Source organism: Roseovarius atlanticus, from assembly GCF_019802205.1.
In the GTDB taxonomy this organism is placed as follows: domain Bacteria; phylum Pseudomonadota; class Alphaproteobacteria; order Rhodobacterales; family Rhodobacteraceae; genus Roseovarius; species Roseovarius atlanticus_A.
In genome coordinates, this window is sequence record NZ_JAHVHQ010000003.1 from 1,961,944 (window position 1) to 1,974,535 (window position 12,592).

Consider the following 12,592-nt stretch of genomic DNA (forward strand, 5'->3'; position numbering starts at 1 on the left):
ACGCCACGGCCCGCCGCTCGTCGACCACACATCCCGGACTTGATCCGGGATCTCTTGGCCCAGAGACCCTCGGGTCAGGCCCGAGGATGACTCCGGGCGATGCGGCGGGTTTACATTTAGCATGATACCTACCATGATAATAAAAAGTCAGAATCAAAGGAGCCGCCCCATGTCCCTCAGCGTTTTCGCCACCATCCACCCCAAGCCGGACTGCCTGATCGAGGCTCGCGACGCCATCCTCGGCATCCTGTCCGAGACCCGCGCCGAAGCGGGCTGCCAGCATTTCACCCTGCACCGCAACGCCGACAGCGGCACCCTGCACCTGACCGAGATCTGGGACGATCAGGCTGCCTTCGACGCGCACCACGCCCAAGCCTATACCCGCGCGGTGTTCGAGCGTTACGAGCATCTCTTGGCCGCGCCGGTGGAGCTGACCTTCATGCACCCTCTGGCCTGAATACCCGTCCCATGTTCTTCCTCAAGGACCTGCCCACGCGGCGCATGATCGAAAGCTATTCCGGCCACTACGCCACAGACCCCGAGACGATCCGCGACGGGCTGACCCTGCTGCGGCGGGCCAGCCTGCTGATCCGCAGGCTGGATGCCTATTTCGCGCGGCACGGGCTGTCGCAGCTGCGCTTCCTGTTCCTGATCGTGATCGACCGCGAGGAAGACCGCGACAGCCTGACCGTGGGCGAGATCACCGAGCGGCTGGATGTGTCCGGCCCGGTGGTGGCGCGCACCCTGCGGACGCTGCTGGACGACGGGCTGGTGACCAGGGCCACGGACGAGGACGACAGCCGCATCCGCCATATCGGCCTGACGCCCGAGGGGCGGGACAGGCTTACGGCCATCCTGCCCGGATATTTCCGGATCATCGCGGACGAGATGGAGAGCACGGCATCATGAGACGCGTCTTGCGGATATTCCTGGTGTGGCTGGTTGTCTGGCCACTGGTGATGGCAGGGTTGGTAATTCTGCGAACCATCGGGCCTGACTGGCCGATGGCCCTACGGACATTGGTGCTGACGGGCGTGCTGGTCCCGCTCATCGCGCTGGGGATCACGCCGGTGGTGGCTTGGCTGATAAGCCGCCTCCACTGGCAAGAACGCAAAGGCCCCGGCAAAACCGGGGCCTTATGACAGGCAAAACTGCAAAGCCGCAATCACCGCCCGAAATTGAACCGCCGCATCACGACCAGGGACGCCGTGAAGCTGTCATCGTCCTGCACGATGGGCGAATCCGCCGCATCGCCCACGTAGCGGTTCCAGGCCAGCGTGCCGTCGAGATACCAGTTCTGCGACAGCTCGTACTGCGCGCCGACCTCGATCCCCGCGGTGACGAGGCCCGATCCGGGCGCGTAGGCGGGATAGGCCGACAGGGTCGCCTCTGCCGGGGTGACGCCGAAATAGGTGGACGTATAGTCATCCGAGCCCCAAAGCGCGCGCGGCCCCACCGTCACCGTCCAGTCCTCGGACGGACGGAAGATCGCGTCGGCGCCAAGCTCGCCCACCCAGCTTTCGTGACCGATCACGCCATAGCGCACATCCGCGAAGGCCTGGAAGTTCTCGGCGGTGTAGCCGACGCCGCCGCCGATCTCGACGCTGAAATCGACATCGCGCAGCCCCGTCAGTTCCACGTGGTCCGAGCTGTCGCGCTTGCCGATCAGGCGCAGCGAGCCGCGCGGCCGCCAGCCCAGATCGACCGCATTGGGGTCGGGATCGCCGAATTCGAGCCGGCCGATCCTGAGGTGGCCGAACTTGAACCCGCCGGTGACGCCCGCGTCGTAATCGTCCGAGCCGAAATACTCGGGCTGGTAATTGCCGCCGATGCCCGCCGCGAAGGACAGGCTGGGACCGGATTGCGCCAGTGCCGTACCGGGAAGAAGAAGGGCGGCCATGGCGGCGATCAGGAAAGTGTATTTCATGTGTTGTCCCTGTACGTCTTTGGGTGAAGCCTCTGCCAGGTCGGGCGTCAGCCCAGGTTGCCGTTGTACCAGTCATGCAGTGACACTTCCGTGTCGGCCCCGGCCTCGCTCAGCATCCGGGCAAAGGCTTCGGGGTCCTGGGTGCCGCCGTCGCGGCCGCGATAATGGTAGGGGATCACCATTGCGGGGGCGAATTCGGCCACCGCGTCGGCGGCCTGTTCGGCGGTCATGGTGAAGGGCAGGTTCATGCACACCAGCGCAAGGTCGATGTCCTGCAGGCCGCGCATCTCGTCGGTGCCTTCGGTGTCGCCCGAGATATAGACCCGGCCCGCGTCCGTCGTCACGACAAAGCCGATATCGCCGCGGTCCTGCGGATGGAAATCCATCCGGCCCTCGGTGATATTGTAGGCGGGCACGGCCTCGATCCCGAGGCCCATCATCTCGGTGGTCTCGCCCGCCGCGATGGCCTGCGCGCGGGTCTGCATGTCCTCGGGCATCATGCCCATCACGTCGGCATTGGTGAGGATCGGCACCTCGGGCAGCGCCGCCAGAAGGTCGGCGCTGAAATGGTCGCCGTGGCGGTGGGTGACCAGGATCAGTTCAGGGTCGGGCAGACCCTCATAGTCCGACGCCGCCCCCACCGGATCGACATAGACCACGCCCGCCGACGTCTCCATCACGAAGGACGCATGCGAGATCGGGTGAATGCTGACGGCCCCGTCAAGAAAGCTTATGCTGGCGCCTTCTTCGGCGGCAAGGGCAAGCGAGGGCAGCACGGTCACGGTGCCGGCCGCGGCGCTGCCGATTAGGAAATTGCGTCTGGTGGTCATGGGACCCCTCCCGGTCTGTTGCATTGGTTGGCGGACCGGCGAAAGGCCGGACCGCGGTTCGCCAAGAAGAATAGTACGATCGAGCGCCGTGGCGAGGGGCGCCGCCCCACCTGTGCGAAAATCGACGCGACGGATCAGTAGCCGCCGGATTTCCAGCCCATGAAGGCCTTGGTCACCTCCTCGGAGATGTCCCACGTCACCCGCATGCCGTCCCGGACAAAGGCCGTGTCACCGGGGCCGAGGTCCAGTGCGTCGCCCGAGGCATGATCGGTGATGCGGCAGCGGCCCTGAAGAATGACCATCATTTCGTCGCCCTGCTCGGTGCAGTCGAACGCGCCTTCGGAACAGCGCCAGATGCCCGCCCGCGTGGCATGGCCTGGCCCGCCGGCATCCAGCCGCCCGTGGCAGACCGGATCGCCCCGCACGATGCTGTAGGCGCTCTGCGGCGCATCGAAGGGCCAGTGTTCCAGCGGTCCGACATCGTCTCCCGGTCTGTATCTGCGCATCTATCCCTCCAGCGTGACCAGGTCGGCGAAATGCTCCTGCACCACCGCCTGCACGATGCCGCCGACCCGCCGCGCCAGCGCCGCATGGGCCGCCCGCCGGCGCCAGGCCAGGCCGATGGACCGGGCGAGACGGCCATCGCGGAAGGGCCGGATCGCCACGTCGTCCTCCTTGCCGTCCACCTCGGACCGGACATAGAGCGCGGGCAGGAAACTGACACCCATCCCCAGCGCCGTCATCTGGCGCAGCGCATCCAGGCTGGTGCCTTCGTAATCCTGCCGCAGCCGCGCGCCCACATCCTCGCACAGCCGCAGCATCTGGCCGTGCAACAGGTAGGCATCGGACAGCGACAGCACGTCCTGCCCGTGCAGGTCCGCCGCCTCGACACGCGCCTGTCCGGCCAGCGGATGGTCCTGCGCCACGGCCAGCTTCAACGGCTCGCGAAAAAGCCGCATGACGTCGAGATCGGCCGATTGCACCGGCAGCTGCGTGAGGATCATGTCGTGCCGCCCCTCGACCAGGTCATCCTGCAAGCTGCGCGGCGCGGCATCGCGTATCACCAGCTTCAGCGCCGGATACGCCCGATGCAGGCGCCGGGTCACGAACGGCAGAAGGTATGGCCCCAGCGTCGGCGTGGTGCCAAGGTGCAGCGTCCCGCCGATCCCGTCCCGCGCCGCGCGGGCCCGCTGCACCAGCGTTTCGATTTCGTCGATCACCGTGCGGGCATGCTCGCGGACCTCGCGCCCCGCCGGCGTCAGGACGGCGCCGCGTCGCCCCCGCTCCACCAGGTCGACGCCAAGAGCGGATTCCAGCCGAACGATCTGCTGGCTGAGCGACGGCTGGCTGATCCCGGCGCGTTCAGCGGCCTTGCGATAATGGCCCGCCTCGCAGAGCGACAGGAAATAGCGCAACTGGCGCAAGGTGATCTCGTCCATGCCATGGTCCTCGTCCCGAGCTTTTTCAAGATAGGGTTTTCCTATCGGATTTTCAGCTTCGATAGGATTTAACCGCGGCCCGCCCCTTCCCATGTCTTTTTCACGACTGACCGAACAGCATCACCAAGGGAGGACCCTGATGAAACGCCGCATTCTTTCGCCCAAGAGCCTGAAAGCCCGGATCGACACGCTGACCCGCCGGCACCGCGAGCTTGACCTGCGCATCACGCGCGAGGAAAACCGCCCGGCCGCCGACACGCTGCGCCTCAAGCAGTTGAAACAGGAAAGGCTGGGGCTGCGCGATGCCATCCGGCTGACGCAGACCCTGCTCAAGCGTCTGGACCCGCGCCCGGCCCGCCGCGGCTGGCAGCAGCAGTTTCACTCGGGATAAGGCTATGGTCGATGTCTGCATCGCGCTGATGGCGCCGCGCTTGTGGCGCGGCCAGAACCTCGATGACCTCGCGGACGCCTTTGCGGACGACTGATGTCGAGCCGGGGGCCGTCCCCTCATCCCGGCCCTCGGTGCGCGGCGACGTGCCCGGATCGCGCGAAGCCACGACCAGACCGATCCATTCCGGGGGCACGTCGCTTGCCCCCGGGGCGAGGTGCGGAACACTCGTACAGCAATGAGCGCACAGGGCACTGCGGTCCAGCAGGCGTTTCTCATTGCTAATGCGACCGATCACGCACAAGGTTCATGCGATGCGCAAAGCACAGCCGCCGGGCCGGTGACGCGACCCGGCGATGCCCGGCAGCCGGCGACGTTTGATGCGCGCAGGGATACGCAACACCTTCGACCGTGCCCTGGGCGGAGCAGAGCCCGCACCTGCGCGACCTTCGAGACGCCCACGCGCCGCGCCAGCGGCTGACCGGGTTTCGCGGCCCTGACGCTCAGCCGCGCGCCTCGCGCACGTTGGGATGCTCCGAGGGACGGAACGGCACCTCGCACACCTCCGCAGCGGCCGCCTGGCCGGAATGCTCGGCATAGGCCTCGGGCAATTCCACGCGCAGCCGTGATCCGATCTCCGACAGGCGCCACGGCACGAAGGCCAGCGCGATGTTCACCTCCAATTCCGGCGACCACCAGGCGGAGGTGACGTATCCCACCCGGCAGCCCTCGTCATTCTGCACCAGCCAGAAATCGGACGGGTAATCCGTCACCGGCAAGCCATCCATCTTGATCCCGACCATCTTGAGGCGGAAGGGATATTCCCCCGCCTCGATCGCGTCGCGCTGACGTTCCAGCGCCGCCTTGCCGATATACTCCGCCGGTTTCTCTTTCGGCACCTGGTAGGTCAGGTTCACCTGGAAGGGCGAGGTTTCGTGATCCATGTCCTGCCCCCAGGACAGGATCCCGGCCGCGATCCGGCGGTGATGCCCGGGGGCGATCACCCGCAGACCATAGCGCGCGCCGGTGCCGCGAATGGCGTACCACACTTTCTCGGCGTTCTCGGACGCGTCCCGCACGTAGACCTCGTAGCCCTTTTCGCCGGAAAATCCGGTCTGGCTGATGACCACGGGCGCCCCGCCGATCGTGGCTTCCATCATGCCGTAATAGGGCACGTCGCGCAGCGTCTCGTCCACCAGGTCGACCATCAGGTCCTCGGACAACGGTCCCTGGACCTGCAAGGGCGCGACGTCGATCTCGTCGATCCCGACATCCCATTTGCCGTGCACGTTGACGCCGCGCAGCCAGAGCAGAAGGTCCGAGTCCGAAATCGAGAACCAGAATTCATCCGTCGACAGGCGCAGCAGCACGGGATCGTTGAGGATCCCGCCCTTTTCGTCACAGAGGATGCAATACTTGCCATGCATCGGCTCGATCTTGGTGGCGTCGCGGGTGATCACGAAATCGACGAAGGCCTCCGCGTCCGGCCCGCGCACCCGGATCTGCCGCTCCACGGCCACGTCCCACAGGGTGACGCGATGCACCAGGCTGCGGTATTCCGCCATGGTGCCGCCATCCTCTTCGCGGACATAGCCGCGGGGGTGATACATCCGGTTGTAGACCGTCGCGCGCCACGCCCCCGCCTCGACCGACAAGTGCCAGAAGGGCGATTTGCGGACCCGGGTGGAGACCAGCATCTCGACCGGGGTCGCGCCCGACTGGCGCAGGTTGACCGGCACGAGCCGGTCGCTTTGGTCGATTTCCGCAACGTTGGGGTGGGTGAAGGTCCGGTTCTGCACGTCCTGCGTTGTCATGGGCGACCTCCTTTTCCTAAGGGTTTAAACGCGTCACGGTCCGGCTGCGTTCCGTCTGCCCAAGCCCGCGCGGAAAAGCGTGTGCGGACCTCCGCCGAGGACCCGGGCACGCGCCGATCTGCCGGAGCCGGGCCGCCGGGCGTCGCATTTACGGGTTCCACCTCTCCCCTGCCCCATGGTATGCCCCGCAAGGTCCAAGCTGGGGGGAGGCCCGCATGTCCAAGGAAATCCGTCTTGCCTTCGCGCACCCGTCCGAGCGTGCGGACGCGACCGCCCCAGACGGCCCGCTCGACCGGATCTCGGTGCGCGACCACGTGGTCGAGGTCGAGATCGGCGCGTTTCAGGCCGAGCGCGGCACCACCCAGCGCGTCGCGTTCAACGTGGTGGTCGAGGTGCGCCCCATCGCCGACCCGATCGACGACGACGTGGACCGCATCCTGAGCTATGACAAGGTGACCGAGGCGATTGCCGCCGAACTGGCCGAGGAACGTCTGAACCTTCTGGAAACGCTGGCCGAACGCATCGCCGAGCGTATCCTGCTGGAGCCGCAGGCGGTGCGCACCTTCGTGCGGGTCGAAAAGCTCGACCGCGGACCGGGGGCGCTTGGCGTCGAGATCGTGCGCTCGGTCGAGGACCTCAAGACCAAGCCCGTGGGGCATCACGCCGACACCACGCCGCATCCGCATGTCGTGTACCTGTCGAACACCGCCATCGGCTCGCCCAACCTGTCGCGCTGGCTGGACCAGCTTCAGGCGCGGGCCGAGCCGGTGATCCTGTGTGTCGGCCACAACCGCGTCGACAGCCCGAAGACCGGCCACCGCATGTCGCAGCGCCGCGTCGACCTCCTGGCGCTGGAACAGAATGCCTGGGTGCTGGCCGGCCGCGACGACCGCTGCGTCGTGGTGGGCACGCGGACCGAGCTGGACTGGGCCATGAAGAACGGCCAGATCAGCGTCTGGGCCCCGTCGAAGATCGTGCTGGACGCGGTCGACGGCCCGCGCACCGGCCCGGATGATCCCGTCGGTCTGGCCGCATGGTTTGCGGGCCACATGGACGCCTCCGATCTCTTGCTGATCGGCGAGGTGCCGCCCAAGGACCCGCCCGTGCCGGTGCTAGTGCAGGACATCGCCCAAAGCGGCTTGTGAGACCCCGTCTCACAAGCCGTCCGGGACTTGATCCGGGACCTCTTAGCCGACCGGCACACCCCGCCCGGGCCTGACCCCGGACCTCGCTGCCCCAAGACCGACCGCCATGCCCCATTACCGCCCCATCCCCCGCACCGACCACGCCCGCCCCGACACCGCCCTGCCGCTCGCGGGCGGGTGGTGCTGGTTCGACACGGTCGAGGAGGTGCACCGCGACGCGCCCGCCCGCCTGATCCCGGCGCAGGACGCCCCGCCGGAGGTCCTGTCCCGCCTGACCGCGCCGCGTGCGCCCCTGGCCGGGCTGGACATGGCGCGCCCCGTCCTGATGGGCATCCTCAACGTCACGCCCGACAGCTTTTCCGACGGCGGTCAGCACAACGCCCCCGGCGCGGCGCTGGCCCGGGCCGAGGCGATGACCGCCGCGGGCGCCGAGATCATCGACATCGGCGGCGAATCCACCCGCCCCGGCGCGTCCGAAGTGCCCATGGACGAGGAAATCGCCCGCACGGCCCCGGTCATCGCCGCCCTGCGCCAGCGCTCGGACGTTCCCGTCTCCATCGACACCCGCAAGGCCCCCGTGGCCCGCGCCGCGCACGAGGCCGGCGCCAGCCTCGTCAACGACGTGGCGGGCTTCACCTTCGACCCGGCGCTCGCGCCCTTCTGCGCCGAGACCGGCCTGCCGGTCTGCGTCGTGCATGCCCAGGGCACGCCCGACGTGATGCAGAAGGACCCGCGCTACGATAACGTCGCGCTGGATGTCTATGACTGGCTGGAAGGCCGGATCGCCGCGCTCGAGGCGGCCGGCATTCCCCGCGACCGGATCATCGCCGACCCCGGTATCGGTTTCGGCAAGACCCTGGAGCACAACCTGACGCTCTTGCACAACCTCGCGCTGTTTCACGGGCTTGGCTGCGCGGTTCTGCTGGGCGCGTCGCGCAAGCGCTTCATCGGCACGATCGGCGGCACCGAAGAGGCACGGCACCGCGCCCCCGGTTCCATCGCCGTGACGCTGGCCGGGGTGGCGCAGGGCATCCAGATCCACCGGGTGCATGACGTGGCCGAAACCCAAGAGGCGCTCAAACTGTGGATGGCCGCCACCGTCGTGGCGGAAAATTAGAAATTTTCCGGCCGGATAAAATTCGTACGAATTTTATCCGGCGCCGAACAACCGTCTGAGCGCGCCCAGCTGGCTGAGCGCCACGCCCCCCAGGATCAGCGCAAGCCCAAGGTAGAGGCTGGGCGGCAGTGCCTCGAACAGCACCACCGCGCCGAAGATGATCGACCAGATCGGCACCTGGTAATTCACCAGGCTCAGGAACACAGGCCCGGCGTCGCGGATCACCTGTACCAGCAGGATCTGCGCCACGCCCGTGGGCAACAGGCCAAGGTAGACGAGCGCCCACAGCACCCGGCCCTGCGGCATCTCGGGCAGACCCTCGGCCATCAGCGCATAGGGCGTGAACACCACCGCCGCCACGGTCAGCACGGCGGCCGCCAGCGACAGGCGGTCCACCTCGGGCGCCAGCCGCGTGAAGATCGAGCCCACCGCGTAGCATCCCGCCGCCGCCACGCAGGCCAGTCGCGCCAGCATCTCGAACTCGGCACCCGTGGAGCGCAACGCCTCGGGTCCGATCAGCACGGCCACCCCAAGCGTGCCCATGACGAAGCCCACCGCGCGGCGCAGATGCATCCGCTCGCCCGGCACCAGAAAATGCGCCAGCGGCAAGACCAGCAGCGGTACCGCGGCCATGCAGACCCCGGCAAAGCCCGAGGCGACGACCTGCTGCCCCCAGCTGAGCAGGAAGAACGGCAAGGCGTTGGAAAAAAGCCCCATCGCCACGATGAACGCCCAGAGCCGCCCGGCCCCAGGCCCGCGCCGGCGCGGCAGCCCCCGGCCCGTCGCGCGGCAGAGCACCAGCAGGAACACCGCCCCGAGGCAGAGCCGCACCGCCACCACGGTCAGCGGCCCGACGCCCTGAAGGGCCACGCTGACCGCCATGAAGGACGCGCCCCAGATCATGCCCAGCGCACACAGCCTGAGCCAGTTCACCGGCGCGACGGCAATCGGATTTTCCATTCAGATCAACCCTCCGGTCATGCGGCAGCGTGTCAAAACGTCCCGAGTGCGTTGTCAATCGTTGCAGCGCAGTCAGGTGCTGGGACCGAAAGGAGGCGCATCATGGACATAGCCATCGGCGCCGCGGCCCTGTCGATCATCACATTGGTGATCGTTCTCATCCTCGCCGCGCGCAACAAGCAAAAGACCGAAAAGCGAAAGAAAGCGGACGTTCCGCCGAGTTCGCTTGCCAGGGACGGCGATCCGCACAAGCCGGTCGACTGACATCAACGAAAAGAGCCGGGGCACCTCCCCGGCTCTTTCCTTTTCCGAAACCCGACAGGCTCAGTTCTTTTCCTTGTCGACCATCTTGCCGGCGGAGATCCACGGCATCATGGCGCGCAGCTTCTCGCCCACTTCCTCGATCTGGTGCGCGTCGTTCATCCGGCGCGTGCCCTTGAAGAACGGCTGTCCGACCTTGTTCTCGGACATGAAGTCACGCACGAACGCGCCAGACTGGATGTCGTGCAGGATCGCCTTCATTTCCTTCTTGGTCCGCTCGTAGGGCAGAACCCGCGGGCCGCTCACGTACTCGCCATACTCGGCGGTGTTCGAGATCGAGTAGTTCATGTTGGCGATGCCGCCCTCATAGATCAGGTCGACGATCAGCTTCACCTCGTGCAGGCACTCGAAATAGGCCATCTCGGGGGCATAGCCCGCCTCGACCAGCGTCTCGAAGCCCATGCGAATGAGCTCGACCAGACCACCGCACAGCACGGCCTGCTCGCCGAAGAGGTCGGTTTCGCATTCCTCGCGGAAGTTGGTCTCGATGATGCCCGAACGCCCGCCGCCGATGGCCGAGCAATAGGATAGACCCAGTTCCAGAGCCTTGCCGGATGCGTCGTTATGCACGGCCACGAGGCAGGGCACGCCGCCGCCCTTGGTGTATTCGCCGCGCACGGTGTGGCCGGGGCCCTTGGGCGCCATCATGATGACGTCGACGCCCTCTTTCGGCTCGATCAGGCCGAAATGCACGTTCAGGCCGTGGGCAAAGGCAATCGCCGCGCCTTCGCGCAGGTTGTCATGCACGTATTCCTTGTAGGTCTCGGCCTGCAATTCGTCGGGCATGGTGAACATCATCAGGTCGCACCAGGCCGCCGCCTCGGCAATGCCCATGACCTTCAGGCCCTCACCTTCGGCCTTCTTGGCCGAGGGGCTGCCCTCGCGCAGCGCCACCACGAGGTTTTTGGCGCCCGAGTCGCGCAGGTTCAGCGCATGGGCGTGGCCCTGGCTGCCATAGCCCAGGATGGCGACTTTCTTGTCCTTGATCAGGTTGATATCGCAATCGCGATCGTAATAGACGCGCATGGTTTTCTCCTTTGTCGTCAGATGACGTGGAAGATGACGAATATTTCGAAAGCGATCCCGGCTTTTTCGGTATGAATTCCCCAATTAGTGAGGTAATCATTCATCGTTCTTAAAATACTCGAAAATTCCATTCACCCACGACAGGCCCATGCACCTCGACGACACCGACCGCCGCATCCTGCGCCAGTACCAGCATGACCCGACGCTCGGCCCCGCCGATCTGGCCGAGCTTGCCGGCGTGACCCCCGCCACCTGTGCGCGGCGGCTGGACCGCATGGCCCAGGCGGGTCTCTTGCGCGGCAACCACGCGGTGATCGACTGGGCGGCGCTCGGCTACAGCGTCGAGGTCAGCTTGCGCATCACGCTGGACAAGACCGTGCCCAACGCGTTCGACGCCTTCACCGAGGCCGCCCGCGCCATCCCCGAGGTGCTGGAGATCCAGTCCTTCCTCGGTCGGGTCGACACGCGCCTGTCGGTCATTGCCCGCGACATGGCGCATTACCAGGACATCTATCGCACCGCGATCCTGACCCTGCCCCACATCACCGATATCGAGGCGCTGATGCACGTGGCCCGGATCAAGACCGACGAGGTTCTGCCGCTATGAGCCAGCCCGCCCTCGAACTGGACACCACCGACCGCCAGATCCTGCGCGCGCTGGTGCAGGACGCCACGCAATCGGCCGGCGCGATCGGGCGCGCCCTGGGTCTCAGCCAGCCCGCCGCGTGGCGGCGCATCAAGCGGATGCGCGATGCGGGCATCCTGAAAACCCAGCGCCTCGACCTGGACAAGGAGGCGCTCGGCTTCGGCGTCACCGTCTTCCTGGGCCTGAAACTGGCCACCAAGGGCCGCGTCAGCCTCGCGGATTTCGAGCGTGCCGTCTCGGCCATCCCCGAGGTGCAGACGGTCGAGCATATCCTCGGGCTCTACGACTACCGCCTGCGCGTCGTGGCCCGCGACATCTCGGATTTCGAGCGCGTGCTGCGACGGCGCATCATGACCCTGCCCGGCGTCGGCGACGTGGAGGCAAACGTGCTTTTGAGCGAGGAGCGCCGCCCCGGCCCGATCGGATAGGCACCGGGTCACGGTATGCCACGGCATGCGTGTATGCGAAAGTATCCTTTAAAAACATAGATTTATGACGTGCCCGCATGACGGGTATGCAGAATTGACCTCTGGCGGCATGCGGCCTCTCAGGCTTATGCTGCAACGCAGAAACTACGGCAGATGCACCTTCCCCGCCTCTGCCATTCCGCACTTGCACCACACGAGGTTGACCATGAAACTCATTCTTTCCACCGCCGCCCTCGCCCTGACGGCAACCACCGCCCTTGCCGATACCGTCACGCTGACACGGGCCAATGCCGGCGCCACCCTGCACGAAAGCGATGCCGACATGAGCGTCTACTGGGTTGAGGATGGCGATGCCTACGCGTTGACCGCCACCTATGTCACCGACGAGGCGCCGGCGGATCCCGCCCGCCTGCGGATGCACCTTTCGGACGGTGACACGGTGACCTTCGGCCTGCCCGGCGTGCAGGACCGCCTGTTCACCTTCGCCCGCGACGGCGAAACCGTCTCGGTCGGGTCGGCCCGCGTCGGCGTCGACTACGCCAGCAAGTAAA

General features: G+C 66.6%; 17 protein-coding genes. 10 read left to right on the forward strand and 7 right to left on the reverse strand.

Annotated features, from left to right (window positions below; translation table 11 throughout):
• Positions 1–169 precede the first annotated feature (169 nt).
• From KUV49_RS15575 to KUV49_RS15585, 3 genes are read left to right on the forward strand one after another with little or no spacing between them, the layout of a single operon-like run.
• Positions 170–457, forward strand: coding sequence for a putative quinol monooxygenase (locus KUV49_RS15575; protein ID WP_222450734.1), 288 nt, complete (start codon positions 170–172; stop codon positions 455–457).
• Between the two features lie 11 nt (positions 458–468).
• Entirely contained in the window at positions 469–909 is a 441-nt protein-coding gene (locus KUV49_RS15580; RefSeq protein ID WP_222450735.1) for a MarR family winged helix-turn-helix transcriptional regulator, read from the forward strand.
• Positions 906–1,142: a hypothetical protein gene (locus KUV49_RS15585; protein ID WP_222450736.1), complete on the forward strand. Its 237-nt coding sequence runs from the start codon at positions 906–908 to the stop codon at positions 1,140–1,142. The genes KUV49_RS15580 and KUV49_RS15585 overlap by 4 nt, the downstream gene beginning before the upstream one ends.
• Before the next feature lie 23 nt (positions 1,143–1,165).
• Here the strand turns inward: KUV49_RS15585 and KUV49_RS15590 are convergent, their stop codons facing one another.
• From KUV49_RS15590 to KUV49_RS15605, 4 genes are all read right to left on the reverse strand, one after another.
• Positions 1,166–1,927 (reverse strand): MipA/OmpV family protein, encoded by a 762-nt coding sequence (locus KUV49_RS15590; protein ID WP_222450737.1) that lies wholly within the window; start codon positions 1,925–1,927, stop codon positions 1,166–1,168.
• A 47-nt stretch (positions 1,928–1,974) separates the two neighbouring features.
• Positions 1,975–2,757: an MBL fold metallo-hydrolase gene (locus tag KUV49_RS15595; protein ID WP_222450738.1), complete on the reverse strand. Its 783-nt coding sequence runs from the start codon at positions 2,755–2,757 to the stop codon at positions 1,975–1,977.
• A gap of 134 nt (positions 2,758–2,891) precedes the next feature.
• Positions 2,892–3,263 (reverse strand): cupin domain-containing protein, encoded by a 372-nt coding sequence (locus tag KUV49_RS15600; RefSeq protein ID WP_222450739.1) that lies wholly within the window; start codon positions 3,261–3,263, stop codon positions 2,892–2,894.
• Positions 3,264–4,196: a hydrogen peroxide-inducible genes activator gene (locus KUV49_RS15605; RefSeq protein ID WP_222450740.1), complete on the reverse strand. Its 933-nt coding sequence runs from the start codon at positions 4,194–4,196 to the stop codon at positions 3,264–3,266.
• Positions 4,197–4,335: 139 nt separating this feature from the next.
• On the opposite strand from KUV49_RS15605, the gene KUV49_RS15610 reads away from it, so the two are divergent.
• Positions 4,336–4,587, forward strand: coding sequence for a YdcH family protein (locus KUV49_RS15610; protein ID WP_222450741.1), 252 nt, complete (start codon positions 4,336–4,338; stop codon positions 4,585–4,587).
• A gap of 500 nt (positions 4,588–5,087) precedes the next feature.
• On the opposite strand, the gene KUV49_RS15615 is transcribed toward KUV49_RS15610, so the two are convergent.
• Positions 5,088–6,398 (reverse strand): glycine cleavage T C-terminal barrel domain-containing protein, encoded by a 1,311-nt coding sequence (locus tag KUV49_RS15615; RefSeq protein ID WP_261391253.1) that lies wholly within the window; start codon positions 6,396–6,398, stop codon positions 5,088–5,090.
• 215 nt (positions 6,399–6,613) lie between these two features.
• Between KUV49_RS15615 and KUV49_RS15620 the strand changes: the two genes are divergently transcribed.
• Together KUV49_RS15620 and folP are read left to right on the forward strand one after the other, a co-directional pair.
• A complete protein-coding gene (locus tag KUV49_RS15620) occupies positions 6,614–7,543 on the forward strand; it encodes a dihydroneopterin aldolase (protein ID WP_222450742.1) in 930 nt (309 codons plus the stop codon).
• Between the two features lie 106 nt (positions 7,544–7,649).
• Complete coding sequence (gene folP / locus KUV49_RS15625; protein ID WP_222450743.1) at positions 7,650–8,660, forward strand: dihydropteroate synthase; 1,011 nt, start codon at positions 7,650–7,652, stop codon at positions 8,658–8,660.
• A 33-nt stretch (positions 8,661–8,693) separates the two neighbouring features.
• Here folP and KUV49_RS15630 read toward each other — a convergent pair whose 3' ends face one another.
• Entirely contained in the window at positions 8,694–9,620 is a 927-nt protein-coding gene (locus KUV49_RS15630; protein WP_222450744.1) for a DMT family transporter, read from the reverse strand.
• Between the two features lie 102 nt (positions 9,621–9,722).
• On the opposite strand from KUV49_RS15630, the gene KUV49_RS15635 reads away from it, so the two are divergent.
• Positions 9,723–9,884, forward strand: a complete 162-nt coding sequence (locus KUV49_RS15635) for a hypothetical protein (protein WP_222450745.1) — start codon at positions 9,723–9,725, stop codon at positions 9,882–9,884.
• A gap of 60 nt (positions 9,885–9,944) precedes the next feature.
• Here the strand turns inward: KUV49_RS15635 and ilvC are convergent, their stop codons facing one another.
• Positions 9,945–10,967, reverse strand: coding sequence for a ketol-acid reductoisomerase (gene ilvC, locus KUV49_RS15640; protein ID WP_222450746.1), 1,023 nt, complete (start codon positions 10,965–10,967; stop codon positions 9,945–9,947).
• Between the two features lie 148 nt (positions 10,968–11,115).
• On the opposite strand from ilvC, the gene KUV49_RS15645 reads away from it, so the two are divergent.
• The 3 genes from KUV49_RS15645 to KUV49_RS15655 all read left to right on the forward strand — a co-directional run bounded on the left by KUV49_RS15645 (position 11,116) and on the right by KUV49_RS15655 (position 12,591).
• Complete coding sequence (locus KUV49_RS15645) at positions 11,116–11,574, forward strand: Lrp/AsnC family transcriptional regulator (RefSeq protein ID WP_222450747.1); 459 nt, start codon at positions 11,116–11,118, stop codon at positions 11,572–11,574.
• Entirely contained in the window at positions 11,571–12,041 is a 471-nt protein-coding gene (locus KUV49_RS15650) for an Lrp/AsnC family transcriptional regulator (RefSeq protein ID WP_222450748.1), read from the forward strand. Before KUV49_RS15645 ends, KUV49_RS15650 begins: the two co-directional genes overlap by 4 nt.
• A 205-nt stretch (positions 12,042–12,246) precedes the next feature.
• A complete protein-coding gene (locus tag KUV49_RS15655) occupies positions 12,247–12,591 on the forward strand; it encodes a hypothetical protein (protein ID WP_222450749.1) in 345 nt (114 codons plus the stop codon).
• Position 12,592: the final 1 nt, after the last annotated feature.

Excerpts from the sequence above, each read along its gene's own strand:
- KUV49_RS15575 (WP_222450734.1), top strand. The coding sequence starts at position 170 with ATGTCCCTCAGCGTTTTCGCCACCATCCACCCCAAGCCGGACTGCCTG.
- KUV49_RS15580 (WP_222450735.1), top strand. The coding sequence starts at position 469 with ATGTTCTTCCTCAAGGACCTGCCCACGCGGCGCATGATCGAAAGCTAT.
- KUV49_RS15585 (WP_222450736.1), top strand. The coding sequence starts at position 906 with ATGAGACGCGTCTTGCGGATATTCCTGGTGTGGCTGGTTGTCTGGCCA.
- KUV49_RS15590 (WP_222450737.1), bottom strand. The coding sequence starts at position 1,927 with ATGAAATACACTTTCCTGATCGCCGCCATGGCCGCCCTTCTTCTTCCC.
- KUV49_RS15595 (WP_222450738.1), bottom strand. The coding sequence starts at position 2,757 with ATGACCACCAGACGCAATTTCCTAATCGGCAGCGCCGCGGCCGGCACC.
- KUV49_RS15600 (WP_222450739.1), bottom strand. The coding sequence starts at position 3,263 with ATGCGCAGATACAGACCGGGAGACGATGTCGGACCGCTGGAACACTGG.
- KUV49_RS15605 (WP_222450740.1), bottom strand. The coding sequence starts at position 4,196 with ATGGACGAGATCACCTTGCGCCAGTTGCGCTATTTCCTGTCGCTCTGC.
- KUV49_RS15610 (WP_222450741.1), top strand. The coding sequence starts at position 4,336 with ATGAAACGCCGCATTCTTTCGCCCAAGAGCCTGAAAGCCCGGATCGAC.
- KUV49_RS15615 (WP_261391253.1), bottom strand. The coding sequence starts at position 6,398 with ATGACAACGCAGGACGTGCAGAACCGGACCTTCACCCACCCCAACGTT.
- KUV49_RS15620 (WP_222450742.1), top strand. The coding sequence starts at position 6,614 with ATGTCCAAGGAAATCCGTCTTGCCTTCGCGCACCCGTCCGAGCGTGCG.
- folP (WP_222450743.1), top strand. The coding sequence starts at position 7,650 with ATGCCCCATTACCGCCCCATCCCCCGCACCGACCACGCCCGCCCCGAC.
- KUV49_RS15630 (WP_222450744.1), bottom strand. The coding sequence starts at position 9,620 with ATGGAAAATCCGATTGCCGTCGCGCCGGTGAACTGGCTCAGGCTGTGT.
- KUV49_RS15635 (WP_222450745.1), top strand. The coding sequence starts at position 9,723 with ATGGACATAGCCATCGGCGCCGCGGCCCTGTCGATCATCACATTGGTG.
- ilvC (WP_222450746.1), bottom strand. The coding sequence starts at position 10,967 with ATGCGCGTCTATTACGATCGCGATTGCGATATCAACCTGATCAAGGAC.
- KUV49_RS15645 (WP_222450747.1), top strand. The coding sequence starts at position 11,116 with ATGCACCTCGACGACACCGACCGCCGCATCCTGCGCCAGTACCAGCAT.
- KUV49_RS15650 (WP_222450748.1), top strand. The coding sequence starts at position 11,571 with ATGAGCCAGCCCGCCCTCGAACTGGACACCACCGACCGCCAGATCCTG.
- KUV49_RS15655 (WP_222450749.1), top strand. The coding sequence starts at position 12,247 with ATGAAACTCATTCTTTCCACCGCCGCCCTCGCCCTGACGGCAACCACC.